14 protein-coding genes and 3 pseudogenes are annotated in these 20,403 nt (G+C 37.6%); 5 read left to right on the top strand and 12 right to left on the bottom strand.

What is annotated here, in order from left to right:
• The first annotated feature begins 95 nt into the window (after nt 1-95).
• The gene (gene metG, locus H3Z85_15480) at nt 96-2,153 is read left to right on the top strand and encodes a methionine--tRNA ligase (GenBank protein QPQ50793.1); all 2,058 of its coding nucleotides are present in this window, start codon (nt 96-98) and stop codon (nt 2,151-2,153) included.
• Between the two features lie 118 nt (nt 2,154-2,271).
• Here the strand turns inward: metG and H3Z85_15475 are convergent, their stop codons facing one another.
• The 7 genes and pseudogenes from H3Z85_15475 to H3Z85_15445 form a co-directional block, all read right to left on the bottom strand.
• Nucleotides 2,272-2,976: a class I SAM-dependent methyltransferase gene (locus tag H3Z85_15475; GenBank protein ID QPQ50792.1), complete on the bottom strand. Its 705-nt coding sequence runs from the start codon at nt 2,974-2,976 to the stop codon at nt 2,272-2,274.
• A gap of 93 nt (nt 2,977-3,069) precedes the next feature.
• A complete protein-coding gene (locus H3Z85_15470; protein QPQ50791.1) occupies nt 3,070-3,882 on the bottom strand; it encodes a siderophore-interacting protein in 813 nt (270 codons plus the stop codon).
• A gap of 101 nt (nt 3,883-3,983) precedes the next feature.
• A complete protein-coding gene (locus H3Z85_15465) occupies nt 3,984-6,197 on the bottom strand; it encodes a TonB-dependent receptor (protein ID QPQ50790.1) in 2,214 nt (737 codons plus the stop codon).
• Nucleotides 6,198-6,430: 233 nt separating this feature from the next.
• Nucleotides 6,431-8,023, bottom strand: a pseudogene (locus tag H3Z85_15460) (MFS transporter).
• Nucleotides 8,024-8,131: 108 nt separating this feature from the next.
• Nucleotides 8,132-9,243 (bottom strand): annotated as a pseudogene (locus H3Z85_15455) (HlyD family secretion protein).
• A 25-nt stretch (nt 9,244-9,268) separates the two neighbouring features.
• Nucleotides 9,269-10,579, bottom strand: coding sequence for a TolC family protein (locus H3Z85_15450; protein QPQ50789.1), 1,311 nt, complete (start codon nt 10,577-10,579; stop codon nt 9,269-9,271).
• 89 nt (nt 10,580-10,668) lie between these two features.
• Complete coding sequence (locus H3Z85_15445; GenBank protein QPQ50788.1) at nt 10,669-11,514, bottom strand: helix-turn-helix transcriptional regulator; 846 nt, start codon at nt 11,512-11,514, stop codon at nt 10,669-10,671.
• 73 nt (nt 11,515-11,587) lie between these two features.
• On the opposite strand from H3Z85_15445, the gene H3Z85_15440 reads away from it, so the two are divergent.
• On the top strand, nt 11,588-12,061 hold the full coding sequence (locus H3Z85_15440; protein ID QPQ50787.1) for a DUF962 domain-containing protein: 474 nt from the start codon (nt 11,588-11,590) through the stop codon (nt 12,059-12,061).
• 74 nt (nt 12,062-12,135) lie between these two features.
• Complete coding sequence (locus tag H3Z85_15435; protein QPQ50786.1) at nt 12,136-13,002, top strand: DUF4349 domain-containing protein; 867 nt, start codon at nt 12,136-12,138, stop codon at nt 13,000-13,002.
• Between the two features lie 267 nt (nt 13,003-13,269).
• Here the strand turns inward: H3Z85_15435 and H3Z85_15430 are convergent, their stop codons facing one another.
• The 5 genes and pseudogenes from H3Z85_15430 to dnaA all read right to left on the bottom strand — a co-directional run bounded on the left by H3Z85_15430 (nt 13,270) and on the right by dnaA (nt 18,647).
• The gene (locus H3Z85_15430) at nt 13,270-14,985 is read right to left on the bottom strand and encodes a lytic polysaccharide monooxygenase (protein QPQ50785.1); all 1,716 of its coding nucleotides are present in this window, start codon (nt 14,983-14,985) and stop codon (nt 13,270-13,272) included.
• 455 nt (nt 14,986-15,440) lie between these two features.
• Nucleotides 15,441-16,139 (bottom strand): SAM-dependent methyltransferase, encoded by a 699-nt coding sequence (locus H3Z85_15425; GenBank protein ID QPQ50784.1) that lies wholly within the window; start codon nt 16,137-16,139, stop codon nt 15,441-15,443.
• A gap of 4 nt (nt 16,140-16,143) precedes the next feature.
• Nucleotides 16,144-16,644 carry a nuclear transport factor 2 family protein gene (locus H3Z85_15420; protein QPQ53916.1) on the bottom strand — a complete coding sequence of 167 codons (501 nt, stop codon included), beginning with the start codon at nt 16,642-16,644 and terminating at the stop codon, nt 16,144-16,146.
• Nucleotides 16,644-17,096, bottom strand: a complete 453-nt coding sequence (locus H3Z85_15415) for a low molecular weight phosphotyrosine protein phosphatase (GenBank protein QPQ50783.1) — start codon at nt 17,094-17,096, stop codon at nt 16,644-16,646. The genes H3Z85_15420 and H3Z85_15415 overlap by 1 nt, the downstream gene beginning before the upstream one ends.
• A 98-nt stretch (nt 17,097-17,194) precedes the next feature.
• A pseudogene (gene dnaA / locus H3Z85_15410) lies at nt 17,195-18,647 on the bottom strand (chromosomal replication initiator protein DnaA).
• A gap of 135 nt (nt 18,648-18,782) precedes the next feature.
• Here dnaA and H3Z85_15405 point away from each other — a divergent pair.
• Together H3Z85_15405 and pheA are read left to right on the top strand one after the other, a co-directional pair.
• A complete protein-coding gene (locus tag H3Z85_15405) occupies nt 18,783-19,211 on the top strand; it encodes an acyl-CoA thioesterase (GenBank protein QPQ53915.1) in 429 nt (142 codons plus the stop codon).
• A 169-nt stretch (nt 19,212-19,380) separates the two neighbouring features.
• Complete coding sequence (gene pheA, locus H3Z85_15400; protein ID QPQ50782.1) at nt 19,381-20,229, top strand: prephenate dehydratase; 849 nt, start codon at nt 19,381-19,383, stop codon at nt 20,227-20,229.
• The last annotated feature ends 174 nt before the right edge of the window (nt 20,230-20,403 follow it).

Below are 20,403 nucleotides of genomic sequence, written 5' to 3'. Positions count from 1 at the left end.
AGAAGTCCTGAAAATTCATTATAGATCATAATAACTCCACAAATAGCGGTATTCAAGAGATAATCCTTATCTTTGCAGTTAAAACTTTACTATAAATGTCAAACAGAAAGATGATTACGGCAGCATTGCCTTATGCAAACGGGCCGGTTCATATAGGACATTTGGCAGGTGTTTATATTCCTGCGGATGTTTACGCAAGATTTCAGAGAAGATTAGGAAAAGATGTAGCGTTTATCTGTGGTTCGGATGAACATGGAATTCCTATTACCATAAGAGCTAAAAAGGAAGGTGTAACCCCACAGGATATTGTTGACAAATACCATGGGATCATCAAAAAATCCTTTTCAGATCTGGGAATTTCTTTTGATGAGTATTCAAGAACGACTTCTAAAAATCATTATGAAACGAGCAAGGACTTTTTTAAGGTTCTGTATGAAAAAGGGAAATTTACGGAAGAAGTTTCAGAACAATATTTTGATGAGCAGGCGGGAGAATTCCTTGCTGACCGTTATATTGTAGGAACTTGTCCTAATTGTGGCAACGAAAACGCTTACGGAGACCAGTGCGAAAAGTGTGGTTCTACCCTATCTCCTTCAGAACTGATCAATCCGAAATCAATGTTAAGCGGTAATGTTCCTATTTTAAAAGAAACAAAGAACTGGTACCTTCCTTTAAATGAGTATGAGGACTTTTTAAATGAATGGATCATTGAAGGTCATAAAGACGACTGGAAGCCTAACGTATACGGGCAGGTAAAATCTTGGCTAAACGACGGTTTAAAACCACGTGCCATGACCAGAGACCTGAACTGGGGAGTTCCTGTTCCTCTTCCGAACGCTGAAGGAAAGGTTCTTTATGTATGGTTTGATGCTCCGATCGGGTATATTTCTTTCACGAAAGAATGGGCCGAGAAAAACGGAAAAGACTGGAGAGATTACTGGCAAAGTGAAGACAGTGACCTTGTACATTTTATCGGAAAAGATAATATTGTATTCCACTGTATCATCTTCCCATCGATGATGAAAGCGCACGGAGATTACATCATGCCTAAAAACGTTCCGGCATTTGAGTTCCTGAACCTTGAGAATGATAAAATTTCAACGTCAAGAAACTGGGCAGTATGGGCGCATGAATATGTAGAAGATTTCCCCGGTCAGCAGGATGTTTTAAGATATGCACTTCTTTCTTCCGCTCCGGAAACAAAGGATAATAACTTTACATGGAAAGATTTCCAGACGAAGAATAATTCTGAGTTGGTAGGTATTTTCGGAAACTTCATCAACAGAGTTGCTGTTTTAGTTAATAACTATTATGACGGAGTAATTCCGTCACCTGCTACAGATTTAACAACAGAAGATAAGCAAGTTTTAACAGATTTAAGCAATTACTCTAATGGAATTTCAACGAGACTTGAAGATTATTATTTTAGAGATTCTTTGGCTGTTATGATGAATATAGCTCGCATTGGAAATAAGTATTTAGCTGATCAGGAGCCTTGGAAATTACAAAAAAATGATCCCGAAAGAGTAAAAACTATTTTATATATAGCTTCACAAGTCGTTGGTTGTTTAGCAAACGTATGTGAACCATTTTTACCTTTTACATCTAAAAAAATCCAAGAGCTCTTTAATGTTCCTATGGTAACTAAATGGGAATATTTAAGCCTTGAAAACTATGAATTTTTAGCTGCTGGTACAAAAATTAACAAACCTAAATTAATTTTTGAAATGATAAGTGATGAAGTAATTGAGGCGCAAGTACAGAAGCTTGAACAAACTAAACAAAACAATAAAAAAACAAATCCTAACGCCAACCCTATGAAAGAGGAGATCACTTTTGATGATTTTACTAAAATAGACTTAAGAACAGCTACGATTACAGAAGCTGAAAAAGTTGAAAAAGCAGATAAATTACTAAAACTGACTGTGGATACAGGAGTAGACGTAAGAACTGTAGTTTCAGGTATTGCAGAAAGCTTTACGCCTGAAGAAGTAATCGGAAAACAGGTAATGATTTTATTAAATCTTGCACCAAGAAAGATCAGAGGAATTGAATCTCAGGGAATGTTGTTATTGACTACAAAACCGGACGGTAAATTATCTTTCGTAACACCGGATGACAGTAGTGTTGAAAACGGTATTGAGATCGGATAATTGTCCATTGATATAAAATTGAAGGCTGTTTCATTTTGAAGCAGCCTTTTCTTTTGGTAATAGAGCAATTGTCGTGATATGAAAAAAACGGGCTACAACCCGTTTCTATTGTATAATTTTATTTTTTAGTCAGTTTTGCCAGATAAGAATCCTCATCCTGCAGTACTTTTTCAATATTGAAGCCGTTGTTCACTGCTGCGTTTTTCAATGTATTAAAATCGAGGTACAACCATTTGATCGGCTCTTCGGATTCACCTTTATAATGCACAATATAATCCAGTTCCCCGTAATATCCTCCGGCCGGAATATAAACTCCTCCGTCTTCATCACGGTCAAACATATAGAGAATATCCGTGCTGTCGATTAAGATTTGTCCGTTATCATTGAGCAGGGTATGCAGTTTTTGAAGATAAGTATCAATTTTAGGCAGGCTTTCAAAAATTCCCGTTCCATTCATCAGCAAGAGAATGGTATCAAAAGTTTCTCCCGAAAAGTTGAGAATATTTTCAGCGACAGCCTTTTTTACTCCTCTCAGTGTACAGACTTCAATAGACTTTGGTGAAATATCCAATGCTGAAACATCAAGATTTTTTTCATTCTGAAGATACAAAGAATGAGATCCGGCTCCGGCTCCAATATCCAAGACTTTTCCCTCGGATAGCTGAAGCGCTTTCTGCTCTATTGCATTCATATTATCAAAATCTCTGAATAAATATTCTACCGGAAGTTCATCCAGCTCAGAAATTGAAGTTTCAGTCTGCAAATCTTCAGGAGTATTATTGTGATAATAATCCCAGATTGCTCTACCCATTAAATCTTTCATAGTAGTTGTCAAAGGTACAAAGATACAGCTTCGAAAGCCATAATTCAAAGTTTAAGTCTTAGGATTTGCAGTGATGAGCTACAGTTGCCTAATCTATTCTATTGAATCCTTTTCTTTATGTCTGTCCGCCTGCGATTCATTTTCTGCTACCCCTGCTTTCCAGTAAGAATAGGCATACAATTCTTTCGCGGTCCAGTTTCTCTCTTTTCTGAGATAGTTTCTGATTTCTTTAACGCTCGAAAATTCACAGGCTACATAACCAAATTTCGTGGTTTCAGGAATGGTAATATTCCGTACTACTTCAGCAATATCGCTTGTATTTTGCGGTTCAGGATTATGCACCCATGTAAACTCTATATCAGCTTTGGTTTCAAGGTGCTGTTCGTCTTCTTTCCCGTGAACTTCAATGATGCAGACTCCTTTTGCTGATTCAGGCAGTGTTTCTAAAATAGCACTTAATACAGGAATTGCTGTGGCATCTCCCACCAGCAAATACCATTCAGCTTCGGGATACAGCTCTTTTTCGCTCATACGCATCATGATCCCCAGCTTCGAGCCTGCTACCGCTTCCCGTACCCATTTTGAAGCCGGCCCGGCGTCTCCATGGTCTACAAAATCGATGATCAGCTCATTCTTTTCAAGATCAATTCCTCTGTGGGTATAGGTCCTGATCACCGGTGCCACTTCTTTCGGCGGATACACCCATTGATGATTTTCATCCAGTGTGGGAAAATGAATTTCATTCAATCCTACCGGCGGAATTGCAATTTTATTGTTATCACCTACAGTAGCTCCTTTGAATTGAGGAACTTCAGGCGAATACAGATACACTCTGATAAAATGATCAGTGATGTATTCTTTTCTGGTTACTTCGGCAATGATCTGCCCTGTTGAAACTTTAGCCATAACTGAATTTTTAAAGTTAATATCCGGTTTCATTTCTTTAGTCGGAAACCGGATTTGTTGGAAAGTATTCAGATTAAAGCAGTAACACTTTAACCTTATTTTTAAAAATCAAATGTATAAGACAGATTAAATGTTCTTCCTCTTCCTTTATAATTAAACAATTCCGGAAGTCCGTAAGAAGAATATAAAACCTGGGAACGCTTGCTCCATATGGTCTGATAATCGGTATTGAATATATTCTGGATTCCAAGATTGAATTTTCCCCAACGGAAACGATACCCCACCATCAGGTCGGAAGTATTATATCCGTCAATGACGTTATTCAATTCATCAGTCAGTTTGAAATTCTGCAAAGACTGGAATCTGAATGACCAGCTATTGATATTGTACCCGATATACGTCACCAATTTTGAGGGGGAAGCATTATAGATCTCCTGTTTTTTCCATTCTCCGTTATTATCTACTTCAGATCTGATCAAAAGACCGCTTGCTCCAAAATAAACTCCGTTATTCATGGAATAGGAAATTTCAGCCTCTATCCCCATATTTCTTAATTTCAAATCATTAACAAGGATCTGGAAGGTCTTTTTGTCAACCGTTACACTTTTGTCCGAATTACTCATGAATCCTGCAATCTGAGCTCTCAACCCTCCTTCATTAATACGGTAACCCAGCTCAAACTGATTGGTTTTAATGGCTTGTAAAGGCTGATCTTTGACATTAATACTGGATATCACATTCCAATTGGCACCCTGCAATTCATACTTACCGATACCATAGTATTTTGCCGGATCTGCGAGGCTTGCCCCCTGAGAAAAGGTACCCCAAACCTGGTGCTGTTCATTAAACTTATATAATAATCCGGCATTAGCCAGCGTTACGTTGTAAGAACTTTGCCCGCCCGGAATTGCAGATGCAGATTGCCCATAGCCCATTGCTACCTGTGTCTGCTGCTCAGAACCTACGAAATCATCCATTTTGACAGTGATATTCTGATATCGAACCCCGGCATTAAGCTGTAGTTTGGGAAGAATATTATATTTAGCCTGAACATATCCTGCATAACTTTGTGAATGATTGGTAGGATATCTTCCTAATCTATATTGGGTCTCATTGATCAATCCGCCACTTGACATCGTTTTAGCAATGTTATATACCGATTGATTTCCTTCAAACTTTTCAAAATCGATGTCTGCTCCATAGGTAACATTCAGTCCTCGCCATGATTTGGATAACAAAGCCTTGATTCCGGAATAATAAGTATCCTGCTGAGAAGAAGACATATAAGCCAATTTTTTACTGTCCTTCATTGTTATATTTCCCGGAAAAGGATAAAATCCCAGTTTTTCGCCACGTGTTGCGAACTGCACATACAAATCCTGACCTCCTAAAATTCCGTTTCCGGTATAGGCTATTGTCCCCATATATCTTTCTGTTCCTACATTTTTATCAGATGAAAATCCGTCTCTCATTTCTAGCAACGATGCTTTCTTCTGTGTAAATGCACTTAAATTCTCTCCCAAAAACAAGCTCCTGTCACCATTGAATTTTGAATTATAATATTGAAGGGAAGCGGTTATTTTATGTTTATTATTGAACTGATATCCTCCTGTAGCTAAGATATCAATAGATTGGTTGTATTGAAGGTCAGTTTGGGTAATGTCTGTAAAAAGCTGTTTTTCATCTGCACCATAAGCACCTCCGTTTTGCTGGTAGGCAATTCCCAGTCTACCGAATAATTTTTCGCCTTTCCCTGCAATAGACTGCGCCGCACGGAAATCATGGTCATCTTTTCCCATAAAACCTGTACGTATGCCCAATTCAGTTTCCCCACTGATTCCTTTTTTAGATGGTGTTTTGGTAATGATGTTGATAATTCCTCCTGTCGCATTGCCTCCATAAATAGAGCTGGCTCCCGAGAGCACTTCAATTCTTTCAATATTAAAAGGATCAATGGCATCCAGCTGACGGCTGATTGTACGGATACTGTTTAATGAGACTCCGTCAATCATTACCAGTGCAGAACGTCCTCTCATATTCTGTCCGTAATTGGTTCTTCCCTGAGGCCCAATATCCATGCCCGGAATTAAAATAGAGAGCATTTCTTTGATCGGAACTCCACTTTTTGCCTGTTCCTGTATTTTTTCTTTTTGTACGACCCAGACAGTACCAGGAATTTCTGAAATTTTGGTGGGCTTTCTGGAGGCTACGATCACCACATCGTCAATGCCTTTAGAGGTTATAGAATCCTTCGCTGTTTGGGAAAATAGGATTCCCGATGCCAACAGCCCTATGAATGCATACTGCTTTTTCATTCTTCTACGTAATAGTTTTTATAATCTTGCAAAGATAATTTTTATTGTTTCTAAATAAAAATAAGTTGGTGTGAAATTTTTCATGACATCATAAAAAGCAGAATCGATTTTATATCTGAAGAGTGAAGAGTGAAGAAACATTTTACCTTCCATTTTTAAGACTGTCTATATAAAAGCGTAAAATCCCAGCCCCAAACAGGACCAGGATTTTACTAGTAAAAAACAAGGTATCTTTACATCGCAGGCCCTGCTGCGTCTTTTATTTCTTCTAATAATTTTTTCCGTTCCCGAAGTCTTCTTCTGGCAATCACGGATTTACCACCCAGAACCCGTACAAATCTGAAATACTGAAAACGTTTTGCCCCAAAATGGTGAGTGATCACATAAAACAGCACCCCGAATCCGGCTAAAATAATGTATCCGAATATCTTTTTAGTTGCTATAATAATGGCATTAAGCTGAATAGCCTTCATATTGGCAGCAACATTCTGTGGAGTCACAGTCATTCCGTCCATATAAACCGCCAGATCACCTATTGCATTCACCTGGAATCTGTACTGAAACCATGAATACAGTGTTGAGAAAATCCCTACGGCCAGGAAGGTTCTCCAGACTAATACCAGTCCTATCGCAGCAAGCATTTCATCCATTTCCAATTTATCCAACGTATAAAACCAGACTGAAATAAATAAGGAACACATACCATATCCTTTCAGAAACATAGGCAGGTACCAGTTTTCGTAATTGAATTCCAGCACCATTGAAAAGTACATGATGATGGCATAACCTACCATTGCTGAAAAACCTGAAAAAATATACATTTTCAGCGGTTTCTCTTTTTAAAACCAAAACACCGCAATACCTCCCGCTAAAATAATTCCGGGGATCATCAGTAAACTTAATCTTGCATTGGTCACCTGATCATACCCCAGCACCCCTACTGCAAAAGTATTCTGAATGGAAGCCGTTCCTAAGAACATTCCCAGCCAAAACAGCATAAATAAGCCGTGCTGTACATTATTTTTAGAGAAAATTTTGAACGAAAGATAGGGTCTTTTCAAGGTCAGCTGACGAATCGAAAGCAATGCAAAACTCACAAAAGCCGCAATACTTGCATTGATGATCTTCTGCGAATTCAACCAATCCTGTTGTCGTCCGAATGCATATACATACGCCGAAAACATAAAGGTGGAAATGAAAAGTAGAATGCTTAACCAATCGATATAATGTAACGGAACTTTCAGGGCAAAATACTTATTATGCATAAAAATCCAATGGATCAATGCTAACATAAAACATAAAACGGCCGTAAAAATATAGAACTGCTGCCAGTTGTAGAGAAGGGAAAAGTCTGCCGCATAATACGCTGCCACCTGGTTCATCACTAAAACGAATGTATAGAACAATCCATAAAACATTCCACGGTTTCCGATCATAACCATCAGCGGTAAAAACAATTCTATGGTTACCATCATTTTCATAAACCCAATCAATAAAGAAGTAGATACGAAAATCATAGGTTGTAAAGTGGTGGCATTGATGTAACTTAACAACCCTAATGACACCAGCAACAGTACCATTTTGTCGCGGACTTTAAATCTCATCTTGATTCTGAGAACCACAGGCATACACGCTCCCATCCCAATGGTGGTTGCATAATTGGCCCACATAAAATATTCTGTTAACGCTCCTGTACCACTCACCAGATGACTGATATTCCCTGTGTAGACTCCACCGATTGGCATTACTACTGCAAGCAGCAACACAATCAGCAAAAGCTGTACGGGTTTTGGTACCCAGTCGTTATATAATCCTTTGTTGTACATATTCTAGATACTAGATTACAGATATCAGATAACAGACTTTACCAATTCAGCCTTTAATCTTTATTCATCATATCAAGTCTGAAATCTGACCTCTGATATCTTTTAGTCTTAATTAATATTCACGTTCATATTCATCCCGGCACTTAATTTATCAAGGTTCTCCTTTTTATTGGAACCTGTAAATTCAATTCTTACCGGAATCCTCTGCTGAACTTTAATAAAGTTTCCGGTAGAGTTATCTGTCGGTACACTGGAATATCTTGATCCTGTAGCTGCAGAAATTGCTGTGACAACTCCTTCAAACTTTTGTCCGCCTAAGGCATCGGCGGTCATGGTAATTTTCTCCCCACTTTGATATTAGGCATCTGGCTTTCTAAAAAGTTAGCTGTCACCCACTTTTGTCCGTTAAGAACGATGGTAGCTACCTGTTGGCCCGGTTGAATCAACTGCCCTTCCGAAATGGTTCTTCTGCCCATTACTCCGTCATAAGGCGCAGTAATCACGGTGTACGACAAATTGATTCTTGCCATGTCTAAAGCAGATTTTGTCCTTTTAATCTCTGCATCATTGATTCCCAGTTTACTTTTTACCTCAGTCGTAGAAAGGCTGGCAGATTGCTTTTGATTTACCAACGTTTCATAAGCGGCTTTCTGAGCATCATATTCGGTTTTCACCTGATCATATTGTTGTCTGGTCACAGCTTCCGCAGCCAATAAATTTTTATACCGGTTTAAGTTTTGTTCTGCATTCCATAGTCTGGCTTTTGCTCCGGCAATATTAGATTCCATGACATTGATATTGTTGGAAACCGTATTGACGGAAGAGCTTGTCGCTGTTTTCTGGGCCATTGCATTTTGGTACGCCGCTTCCGCCTGCCCTAACTGGGTAAGAATTTCACGGTTATCAAGGATTACCAGAGTATCACCTTTTTTAACCTTCTGGTGCTCAATAAACCTGATATCTTTAATATAAGCGGAAACTCTGGTATTGATCGGGTTGATAAATTCTTCCACCTGTGCTGCTTCTGTATAGGTCTTATTCCCGATGTGGAAATATTCCCTTATTAACCAGAACAGACCGAAACCGATCACCAGAAAAACGATAACATTTGAAATGATCGCTCTGATCTTATTTTTTTTGTTTTGCTTTTTTTTGCCGTCTCCACTTGGTCTTGCCGGAGTTGGAGTTGTATTTTGAGTAGTTTGTTCCTTGTTTTCCATTGTGTTGATTTTCAGTTTTAAAAAATTAAAGAGTTCCGGTAGATTTCAAAAGATTATAATATTGGTACAAAACATTGATTTCCGCATTGGCATAATCCAGCTCTGCCTGCAATTTCTGGTTTTGCGCATCAATCATTTCTGCCTGCACAGCCAGCTGGTTCAAGTATTTGGCTTCCGTAATTTTGTAGTTTTCTTCTGCCAGTCTTTTGGAATCATTGAGAATATCTGCCTGCTGAATAGATTCCTGATATTTTGTATAGGCTGCATTCACTGCCATATCTACATTTTGCTGTACCAGTGTTACGGCATCACTTGCCTGATTCTTTTGTAACTCACCGAGCTTAACCTTTTCTTTGGTCTTAAAGAGCGTATCGATATTGTAACTCAAAGACACACCGGTCTGCCATCCTCCTGAATACATATCCAGAACAGGATTTCTTGTCGTAATAGGTCTTTGTAAGGTATATCCTCCAAAACCTGCTACTGTAGGCATATTATCTGTTTTGATAATTTCAATATTCTTATCAGCAATATCGATGTTTTTTCTTGCAGATTTTAATGCGGGATTGCTATCATGAGCCATATTCATGTAATAATCCATTCCGATTCCGGATTCTTTGTTTTCTAAATTTTCAGTAGGAACGATTTCTGTATCAGAGGGAAGTCCCAGAGCAAGGCTTAAATTATAATTAAGGATTTTTTTATTATTTGTCAGCGTCAGAATTCCCTGGTCCAGATTTTTAATAGCCAGTTCACCACGAATCACTTCATTTCTGGTTACCATTCCTTGCTGATAAAATTTCTGAATATTCTTAAGACGTTCCTGAGCAAGTTTTTTATTATTCTGAAAAACTTCCTGCTGGTTTATTACTTTATAGACATCCAGATAATTTGAAATCACAAGGAATTTTACATCCTGTTTATTTTTCTCCAGATCCAGTTCGGAAAGTTGCTCGCGAAGTCCTGCCATTTCGATAGATTTGTTAACCAATCCTCCTTTAAAAATCAGCTGTGTTGCCTGCACAGCATAAGAGCTTCCATAGTGAGGCATCGGAATCTTTGTAGAATTTGAAAAATCTTTATCGATGGCTACTGCGTCCCCTAAATAAAACTGACTTGTAGAGGCCGTAATGGTAGGAAGTTTTTGAAGTTTTGCAACGTTAATATTCTGGTGCGCAATATCTATGTTCTGAGCTGAAACTTTCAGCTGCTGATGATTCTGAACTGCCAGTTCGGCAATCTCAGCTGCGGTCATCTGTTTAATCTGTTGTGAAAAAAACAGCGCAGGAAAAGCTGCTATCAATACAGATAGTGCTGTTTTTATTTTCTGTGTCATTTTACCTTGTTTTACAGATGCAAAGTTAGGTCAATAACAAAATCAATCAAATGTTTGATTTTTGGAAAAAGATGTTCAAATGTAAGATTTTAGTTTTCGAACTGATTTCTGTACTGTGAGGGACTCACGTTAAGATGTTTTTTAAAGAAGTGAGAAAACGAGTATTGATCACTAAATCCGAGGATAGATGAAATCTCCGATACCGGTTTAGTTGACGAGTTTAAAAGCACCTTCGCTTCATTGATCACGATTAAAGCAATAATCTGACTCGCCGACTTTCCTGTAATGGATTTCACCACACTTGAAAGATGTCTGGTTGTAATAGACTGCCGTTCGGCATAAAACTCCACTGTTCTCTCCTTAAGATGATGTTCTGCAACATTGGTAAGAAAAACAAAAACAATTTCTTCCTGACGCGACATCTGATTCATAGAATTGTTATCTTCTTTTGAAATAATGCCGGCCATCTGGTAGCAGAAGACGGAAAAAAGGTGTTCTACCATTTCTTTTTTATAGAGCATTTCAGTTTCCGAATCCAGGATATATTTGAGGAAGTTGACACTTTTCCAGACCACTTCCATTTCATCTTCGGGAAAAGGAACCCCTTTATTCATTTGTTGCCTGAAATAGCGGTAGGTGATTAGTCTGTTAAATTTTAAAGATAATGCCGATATAAATTCTCTTTTATAAGAAACCATCCGGGATTGAAAATCATCACTTACAGACACTACTTCGTAGATCGTCTGGGGATCGGTTACCATAAACATATTGGCAGAAACTTCAAGGTCGCTGAAATGTTGTCTGAGTTTTATTGTCCCTGATTTAATGAAAATAAAAGATGGATTATCCGGCCTGAATGGCTTATCCACCGCAATTCTTTCAAAAATATTACGCTGTGTAAAGATTTCAACTCCGAACTTTTCTAAGGCAGACATGTCACAAAAATAAGCATTCTTATCACTGATTGCAAAATTTTATTATTTTAGCATTTATCAAATTCCTACGAGTATGAGAAAGGTTGATTTATTATTTGCAGAATATAGTAAGAGCCATAGAAATGCAATTAACAAATGTATTCACTGGATCTGTGTTCCTCTGATCTTCTGGACTATTTTAGGCTTTGTATCGCTTATTCCCGCACCGCATTTCTGCAATTCCTATTTTGGATGCATCAGCATGGTGAGTCTGATCAGTATGGTTCTTATTACCCTATTTTATGTTAGACTTTCTTTGTTAATCGGAGTTGTTATGATCGCCATAATGGTCCTTATGGAACATTTTATTTATCAGGTTAATATTACTATGGGAAAGCAATCGTGGATTCTTTATCTTGCTGTTTTTGTGGTGACCTGGATCTTCCAGCTTATCGGCCACAAAATAGAAGGCAAAAAGCCAACCTTAGTGAAAGATGTACAGTTCGTTCTGGTAGGCCCTATCTGGCTTTTAACTTACATCCTTAAAAAAACCGGTGTAAAATATTAGTTTTTTAAGTTTTCAGACTTTTTATGCTTCTAAGCATGATTTTTGATACCTCATCATGAAAAAACTAACATTTCATGAGAACATTATTTTTGCCTTTACTTTTTTTAGCCTTTATCAATTGTAGTAAATCCGGTATTGAAACACGATCCGCTAATGCTGACCTTGCAGAAATGGTAACTGAAGAAGCTCCGCCGCTTCCTTCATCTATTTCCGAAAAACTTCTTCCGGATGCTAAGACTACAGGCTCTTCTCCTGAGGTTAAAACAACAGATACCCTATCCAGAAAAATCATTAAAAACGGAAATATGAGGATTCAGGTTGGTGAGATTAAGAAAGCTCAGGCTCAGGTAAATGAAATTGTAAAAAAGAACAATGCTTATATTCAAAAGGAAGAATTTCAGAACTCAGACCTTGATGAAAATCTCAACCTCACCATACGTGTACCGCATAAAAACTTTGATGCAATCATCAATTCATTTGCTGATGGAATAGGTTCTGTTCTCTCAAAAAGTATTTCTTCTGACGATGTTACTGAAGAATACACCGATATTTCTATCAAATTAGCTAATAAAAAACTCTATCTTGAAAAGTATCGTGATCTGTTGAAAAGTGCTGCCACGACAAAGGATATGCTGGAAATTCAGGAAAAGATCCGTGGGCTGGAAGATGAAATTGATGGAGCTGAAGGCAGATTACGATTTATCGATGACCGGGTATATTACAGCACCCTGAAAGTAAACCTTTACAAAGAAAAAGTAAGAAGTTCAGCCACCTCTACAATAGGCTTTGGAAGCCGTTTTGTAGATTCTGTAACCGAAGGCTGGAATAGTTTTGTGGGTTTTATGCTGGGAATTATTTCCTTGTGGCCATTCTTTTTACTGATCCCGATTGTGGTTTTTCTGTGGAAAAAATGGAAAAACAGAAAGACAAAGAGAAAGTAAAATTCTGTAAGCTTCAGATATTATCATATAAAAAGTCCGGGCATCTTCGATGCCCGGACTTTTACTGCATTATCAACAATTTATCATGTTTCAGTAAAATGTTGTAAACAAGAATAATGCAATAGTCTTGTTAAGTGCTGTTAAATTTTTAAAAGTAAATAACTGAAGATAACTTGATAAAGGGAAAATTTTAAATTCATGTCACATTCAACCCGGTAACAAAAAAAAAGTCTACAGAGACGGTTTTTTTATTTTTTATACCCTTTATTACTTCCTGATGGTTTTCGTGATACTTTTACGATCCTTGTAAAGGATTTTCACAAAATAGATTCCGGATGGAAGGTGGCCGACATTCATATTATTCTTTTCAGGATTCATAAAAGTCATGACCTGCAGTCCCTGAGGAGTAATGATATCTACCCGGTTTATTTTAGAATAGTAACTTTCAGGTGCAAAACTGATCACATAATCGGATACAATCACTGAAAGATCATTTTCTTTATAGATAAGATCTGATATTTTACAAGGTTTACCTTCAGAGCAGTCACTTACAACTTTCCATACCGGATTGCTTCCCGGAACTTCTCCCGGATTAACGTACCATTTGTTTTCCCAGATTTTACAGGCATGGAAAACCTTAGCTCCCGCTGTCGGATAAGTTTTCAGAGGATTATAATCCTGAGCACCACAATAAGTAGCCGGACCGCTTGATGCACAACCGGGACCTTCGGTACATGCACTCACTTCCTCCCATACCATATTGGTTCCCGGCTGTTCTCCCGGATTTGCATACCATTTGTTTTTCCAGATTTTACAGGCATAGAAGACTTTTACCCCGGCTGTAGGATATGCATTGGCTATATTATACTGTTCTGCACTACAATAGGTTTGACCATTACCCGGTATTGTCTTTTTAGTTCTGATTTTTAATTCATTGCTCATCTCGGAGACCTGACCATTCATGGCAACAGATCTTACTGTATAACGATATTCTGTATCCTGCACCAGACCCGTCCGTAAAAAGCTGGTCTGTCCTGTTTCACCAACTTTGACACCATTTTCAAAGACATCATAGTTTTTAATGCCCTGCGAGTGGATTGATGCAGTCCACATCAGTGAAGCAGAATTTTCAGTAACCCCCATTGAATGAAGATTGGAAGGCTGTGTAGGCTTTTCAGGACTGCTTTCACTATTTGTTTTTACGCTGAGTGGTGCACTTTTTCCTGAAGTCAGGCCGGAAGGACCTTTCGCCTGTATTTCGTAGGTATACACCGTATTAACCGTTAGACCGGCATCCTCAAATAAAGCTGTATTGACCTGCTGAATGTTTTGTCCGTTTCGAAAAACAGTATAGGCTACTGCATCTGACTGTGGAGTCCAGCTTATTTTAGCTGAAGAACTGGTTACTCCCACCTGCGTTAATCCTGCAGGGGTAGCCGGCGGAGTAGAAACTCCCGTTCCTGATGTTACATTAACATCAATGACATTATAAAATGCATTGGTCGTATCTGCTACATCCCAAACTGCCAAGATAACATGGTACCCTGTACGGTTGGAAGGAATTGTAATCTGGTGAGAAACATTATCCTGTGGTGGCGTACCATTATGCCCTACCGTACCAATAAGCTCAAGATCCTGCCGGCTAAGGGGTTTATTGGGATCCCAACCTTGTTTTGTCATATAATAATGCCATTTTGTGGTCGCATGATAAGCCAGATACTTCCAGATAAAGGAATTCACCCCGGTGGTAATATTGGTTTTCTTCCAACGGTCAGCAGTCTGAATATCAAGCGTAGTATCTCCTCCTATACTTCCGTTAGCAGACGCTATCTTTCCGTCTGCCGGCCCCATTGCGGGAAAGCCTTTCGGAGCTTCAAGAAAACCAGGCTCATTAATGACCGAGCCGTATATTCCAAAGGCAGTAGAATAGCCTAATGTGGCCCTATCGAGACTTCCCTGATATCCTCTGGAGGCAGGACTCATTATATCCATGTGCAGAGACATGACTTAAAGAAGGGAGCAGCATTGCCAAAAACAGCAATACCGGAAAAAAAATTTTACGTGTAATCATATTTAAATATTTGGTGTTTCTCATATGGGATCAACTGTATACAAAATGAATGTTGCAACCATGCAATCCTTACTCATTGATGCAAAATATTCTCATCCAGATTCACTAAAACAATTAAAATTATAAATTATTCAATTAAAATTAAATAGATTAAAATAAATAAGTTAATATCTTAAATAAATAATAAAATCTATAATTCATAATATTTTATGCTTAACTATTTTAATATTCTGTCAGATAAAAATACGTAAAATTGCTGAACATTTATCACCAAATATGGAAATATTATAAGATTGAGTTAAAAACTCCTGTTTAGGAATAAAAAAACTCCCGTACTCTGAAGGTATCAGATCTACGGGAGTTTAGTTTATTTTCCAAGCACAAAAACAGCAGGGATTTTATGTAGTTCAGGCTTTTGTTTCTGCCATTCTTTGATCGTTTTTGTTTTGATAAATTCATGTTCCGGATCATTAATATTCGCAGCGATACAGAGCTTTGTATTGGGTGATAAAAACTTACAAAGATCATCAAAAAGCGCATTATTCCGGTAAGGAGTTTCCATAAAAATCTGTGAGTATCCTGTTTTCTGAACTAAGCTTTCCAAATGAAGAATCTGCTTCTTTTTTTCTCCTTTATCAATCGGAAGATATCCATGGAAGGTAAATTCCTGACCGTTGAAGCCACTGGAAATCAAAGCCAGGATTATAGAGGAAGGCCCTGAAATAGGAATTACCCGGATGTTTTTCTCGTGACACCATTTTACCATCAGATTGCCCGGATCTGCGATACAAGGTAATCCTGCTTCTGATAATAGTCCGAAGTCCTGCCCTTTCAGCATCAGCTCCTGAGCCTCTTTGATATCGTTGTTTTCAGTATATTTATCCAGTAAGAACAGCTTCAAATCCGCCTGTTTTTTTTCCGGAGCAAAGAACTTAACGACCTTTCTGGCTGTTTTTTCATTTTCCACAAAGAAGTAATCGGTTTGCATGATATACTCTTGTATTACAGGAGCAAAATGAGTGATAGAAGTGTTTTCTGATAAATAAGCAGGGAGTAAAAAAAGCATTGTTTTATTTTTTTGTTCTTTCGTTTAAAGAGGGTTGCGGAAAGTACTTCTCCAGATCCATGGAAAAAGTGACGGAGGTAATCTTCCAGACTCCGTTGATTTTCATCAACGTCCAGATTTCTTTTCCCCAGTTTTCCATTGTACTGTTATACCAAAAACTGTAATCGAAATTGGCAGAAGCTATAGCCCCATCTTCAATAATTGTAATATTGTCAAATTTTTCTTCAGACTTGTTATCTTTAAAACCTTTGATAAAGGCTTTATAATCATCGGCAAAGTAATGTTCTGCCTTAGGATTTTTTTCCAGACGCTTAGCCTGCGTTCTGTCTTTATAAATTCCGGTCCAGAGTACAGGCTCCTGAAATAAAGACATATACCTTGTTTCATCTTTGGTTTTAATACATTCCATAAAGTCATCCATTACTTTACGGATCTCTTTTTCATCTTTTGTTTGCGCAAAGGAGAAACTAAAGCATACTAAGAAAAACAGAAGTGTTTTCATGATTATGAGGTTATAATTTGGTTTCTGATGGCATTACACCCCTTATCCAAAAGTTGGAAAACCTCTTCAAAATTTCTCATATCACCCCAATACGGATCAGGAACTTCAGCGTTTTTATGGTCACCGAGTGCTTCCAAAAATAAGGAAACCTTTTGTCTTTCTTCCTCATTTTTAGTTTTAGAAATCACATCTTCAAGGACGTCAATATCCATACAGTAGATTTTATCAAAAGTTTCAAAATCTTTCCGGATAATGGGTCTTGATCTTTGTCTGGAAATATCAATATCATGATTGGCGGCAGTTTTAATGGCCCTCTTGTCAGGATGTTCTCCCTCATGCATGGAAATAGTTCCGGCAGAGTCCACCTCAAAACCTTCAGGCAATTTGGTTTTCATAATGCCTTCTGCCAAAGGACTTCGGCATATATTTCCTAAACAGACCATCAAAATTCTCATGATTGTATGATTGCAAAATTTATATTCTATAGACAAAACTAAATAAAAAATGAAGAATACCAGTATTCTCCATTTTAATTTATTTTTTGATCCAGAATCTATTGTTTGATTCTTTCTGTAAGATCTTTAACGTATTTCTTGATTTCTTTATCAATTTTTGATACATCTTTGATGGTATCACAAGCATACATTACTGTTGAGTGATCCTTCCCTCCCATTTCTTCACCAATTTTAGTAAATGTGGAATTGGTAAATTCTTTAGAGAAGTACATTGCAAGTTGTCTTGGTAAAGCTATCTCCCTTTTTCTTGTCTTTGATAAAAGCTGTTCTTTTTGATTCCAAAATAGTCGCATACCACTTCCTGAATATAAGGAATATTGATGACCTTTTTCTGGTTGGCTGCAATTCTGTTGATGGTTTCTTTTAATAACTCAAGACTCAGGTCTCTCTTATATACTGTAGAATATGCAATCACGGAGTTGATTACCCCTATAAGTTCTCTTACATTAGTTTTTGCTTCTGCCGCAAGGAAATCCAACATATCTCCAGGAAGAACAATTCCGTCTCTGCTTAATTTGTCTTCAATAATCTGTCTTCTTGTCGATAAATCAGGAGATTTTATTTCTGCGGAAAGTCCCCATTTGAATCGGGATACAATCCTGTCCTGAATATCCATAATATCAGCAGGAGCTTTATCCGAGGTAAGGATAATCTGTTTTCCGTTTTGATGCAGGTGATCAAAAATATGGAAGAAACTGTCCTGTGTTGCAGATTTTCCTGATAAGAACTGAATATCATCGATGATCAGTACATCCACCATTTGGTAGAAATTGGCAAATTCTGTTTGCTTATGAGCTTTTGCAGCTGAAATAAACTGCTGAATAAATTTTTCTGAAGACAGATAAAGAACCACTTTATCCGGGAACTGGTTTTTTACTTCAAGACCAACTGCCTGGCCTAAATGAGTTTTTCCTACTCCATAACCTCCGTACAGAAATAAAGGGTTGAATGCAGTGGCACCAGGTCTTTTGGCAATAGATCTTGCTACTGTAGCTGCAAATTTATTGCTTTCTCCTTCTACATAACTATCGAATGAATAATCAGGTTTAAGATTAGAATCGATGTTTACTTTTCTTATTCCAGGTACAACAAAAGGATTTACAATATTAGCGGAAAAGCCCTGAGGCATTGTTTCCTGTGTTTTAGGAGTAGGAACACTTTGTCCCTTCATATTCATGGTAACCGGTTTTTCTTCACCTTTTGGTCTGTTTTCCATTACGGAATACCATAATTTAACTCCTTTTCCAACATTTTTTTCAGGGCAGCAGAAAGTAAGGACAGGTAATTGTCCTCGATATATTCCTTGTAAAAATCACTCGGCACGATCAATGTAAGGTTATTGGCTACTAATGAAAGCGGCTGAACCTTATCAAATAACATATCGAAAGATTTCTCAAGTTTTTTTAGATCAGAATTATCTTCAGCTGCGTTGAGGTTATCACGCATAAACTGAAGGCACTTCTGCCATATCATCATTAAATTGTCATCCATTTTTATGCCCCGATTATTCTTTGTTTGTACTGTTTTTAGAAGGAAGACAAAGGTCCAATTTTTTTCTTTTCAAAAAAAATATTGCAGGTATTGATTATTTAAAAATATATTTGTATGTATAATTTAACACATAAAATGATACACACAACACACTCAATACGAGTACGTTACGGGGAAACAGATCCTATGAAATATGTATACTATGGTAACTATGCCGAATACTTCGAAGTAGGAAGAGTTGAGCTCTTCAGAAGCATAGGAATTTCATACAATGAAATTGAAAACCAAGGAATTTGGCTGCCTGTTTCAGACTATAAAATTAAATATTTACGCCCTGCCTTGTACGATCAGAAATTAGAAATTCATACGTATATCAAAAAAATTCCGGGGGTAAAAATTGAATTTGAGTATGAGATCTACAATGAAGAGCATATTAAAATCACAGAGGCTTCCACCACTTTATTCTTCCTTGATGCCAACACCAATAAGATCATTAAATGTCCTGATTTTCTGATGAAGTTTATTGAAGATAACTGGCAAGAGACAGAGGACATCAAAAACTAGGAAAATTACCGCCTATAATTGATTATACGATCCCACTGTTTACCGTTTATTATTAAATATGGATCCGGAAGGAAGAAAAGCCCTGAAAGCCCGGCTTTTCTTCGTTGAACTTTAAACTTTAATTCGCACCTTTGCTTTTTAATTATAACAATACCCTATATATTTATTTATGAAGATTGCATTTTTGGGGCCTCACGCCAGTTTTACCCAACTTGCCGCAGCACAGCTCTTCCCGGATAATGAGCTTATGCCACAGGCCAGTATTCTGGATTGTTTCAATGCTGTGGAAAATGGAGAAGCAATAAAAGCAGTAGTTCCTTTAGAAAACTCTATAGAAGGCACTGTTTCCATGACCCTTGATTATCTGTATAAGACACCGTCTATTAAAATTCAGGCAGAAGCAGTAATGCCTATCGCCCACCACCTGATGATCCATCCGGAAAACGCTATTGAAGATATGGAGAGAATATATTCTCATCCGCAAGCGCTGGCACAGAGCTTCCATTTTCTGGATACCCACTACAAAGGGGTTCCCAAACAGGATTTCTCTTCTACCGCCGCTGCAGCAAAATACGTTTCTGAAAATCCGGATCTTCAAATAGCAGCAGTAGCCAATCAATTTGCGGCCAATTTATATGGGTTGAAAATTATCAACCGTAATATTCAGGATTTTGAACAAAACCACACCCGGTTTATCATTATCTCAAAAGAACCAGGCACTTATGACAATAATAAACTGGAGATATTAGGTGAAAAATCAGGGATGTTGATTACCATGCCGGAGGATCATCCGGGAGGCTTGCATCAGGTTTTATCAGTTTTTGCCTGGAGGAAAATGAACCTGAGCAAAATTGAATCCAGAACATTGAAGACCGGTCTGGGTAATTATTTCTTCTTTATCAATGTAGTAGGCTCATGGGAGGAAGTACTGCATGGTAATGCTTTAAAAGAACTTGAGTCTATTCATGCTGAAGTGGATTTTTTAGGCAATTACAAAGAATTCCTTCTGGAGAGCTGATATTTTTACCTCTAAACAGGATCATCAATCAGCGATAATCTTTTTGTAAATCCATCACCTAACAAGTGATGGATATTTTTTTTAAAAAAATTAATTCAATACTATAGGATATATGTTTTTTTTATACCTTTAACCCATTATTTAAAATTAAAAAAAAATAAACAGTAATCACAT

The sequence above is a fragment of the Chryseobacterium indologenes genome, from assembly GCA_016025055.1.
Lineage (GTDB): Bacteria > Bacteroidota > Bacteroidia > Flavobacteriales > Weeksellaceae > Chryseobacterium > Chryseobacterium indologenes.
The sequence above is the reverse complement of the archived record's forward strand: the minus strand, read 5'-3'. Positions and strand labels throughout refer to the sequence as shown.

Bases quoted from the DNA above. Each gene is read 5' to 3' on its own strand.
- metG (QPQ50793.1), top strand. From the start codon at position 96: ATGTCAAACAGAAAGATGATTACGGCAGCATTGCCTTATGCAAACGGG.
- H3Z85_15475 (QPQ50792.1), bottom strand. From the start codon at position 2,976: ATGAAAGATTTAATGGGTAGAGCAATCTGGGATTATTATCACAATAAT.
- H3Z85_15470 (QPQ50791.1), bottom strand. From the start codon at position 3,882: ATGGCTAAAGTTTCAACAGGGCAGATCATTGCCGAAGTAACCAGAAAA.
- H3Z85_15465 (QPQ50790.1), bottom strand. From the start codon at position 6,197: ATGAAAAAGCAGTATGCATTCATAGGGCTGTTGGCATCGGGAATCCTA.
- H3Z85_15450 (QPQ50789.1), bottom strand. From the start codon at position 10,579: ATGACACAGAAAATAAAAACAGCACTATCTGTATTGATAGCAGCTTTT.
- H3Z85_15445 (QPQ50788.1), bottom strand. From the start codon at position 11,514: ATGTCTGCCTTAGAAAAGTTCGGAGTTGAAATCTTTACACAGCGTAAT.
- H3Z85_15440 (QPQ50787.1), top strand. From the start codon at position 11,588: ATGAGAAAGGTTGATTTATTATTTGCAGAATATAGTAAGAGCCATAGA.
- H3Z85_15435 (QPQ50786.1), top strand. From the start codon at position 12,136: ATGAGAACATTATTTTTGCCTTTACTTTTTTTAGCCTTTATCAATTGT.
- H3Z85_15430 (QPQ50785.1), bottom strand. From the start codon at position 14,985: ATGAGTCCTGCCTCCAGAGGATATCAGGGAAGTCTCGATAGGGCCACA.
- H3Z85_15425 (QPQ50784.1), bottom strand. From the start codon at position 16,139: ATGCTTTTTTTACTCCCTGCTTATTTATCAGAAAACACTTCTATCACT.
- H3Z85_15415 (QPQ50783.1), bottom strand. From the start codon at position 17,096: ATGAGAATTTTGATGGTCTGTTTAGGAAATATATGCCGAAGTCCTTTG.
- H3Z85_15405 (QPQ53915.1), top strand. From the start codon at position 18,783: ATGATACACACAACACACTCAATACGAGTACGTTACGGGGAAACAGAT.
- pheA (QPQ50782.1), top strand. From the start codon at position 19,381: ATGAAGATTGCATTTTTGGGGCCTCACGCCAGTTTTACCCAACTTGCC.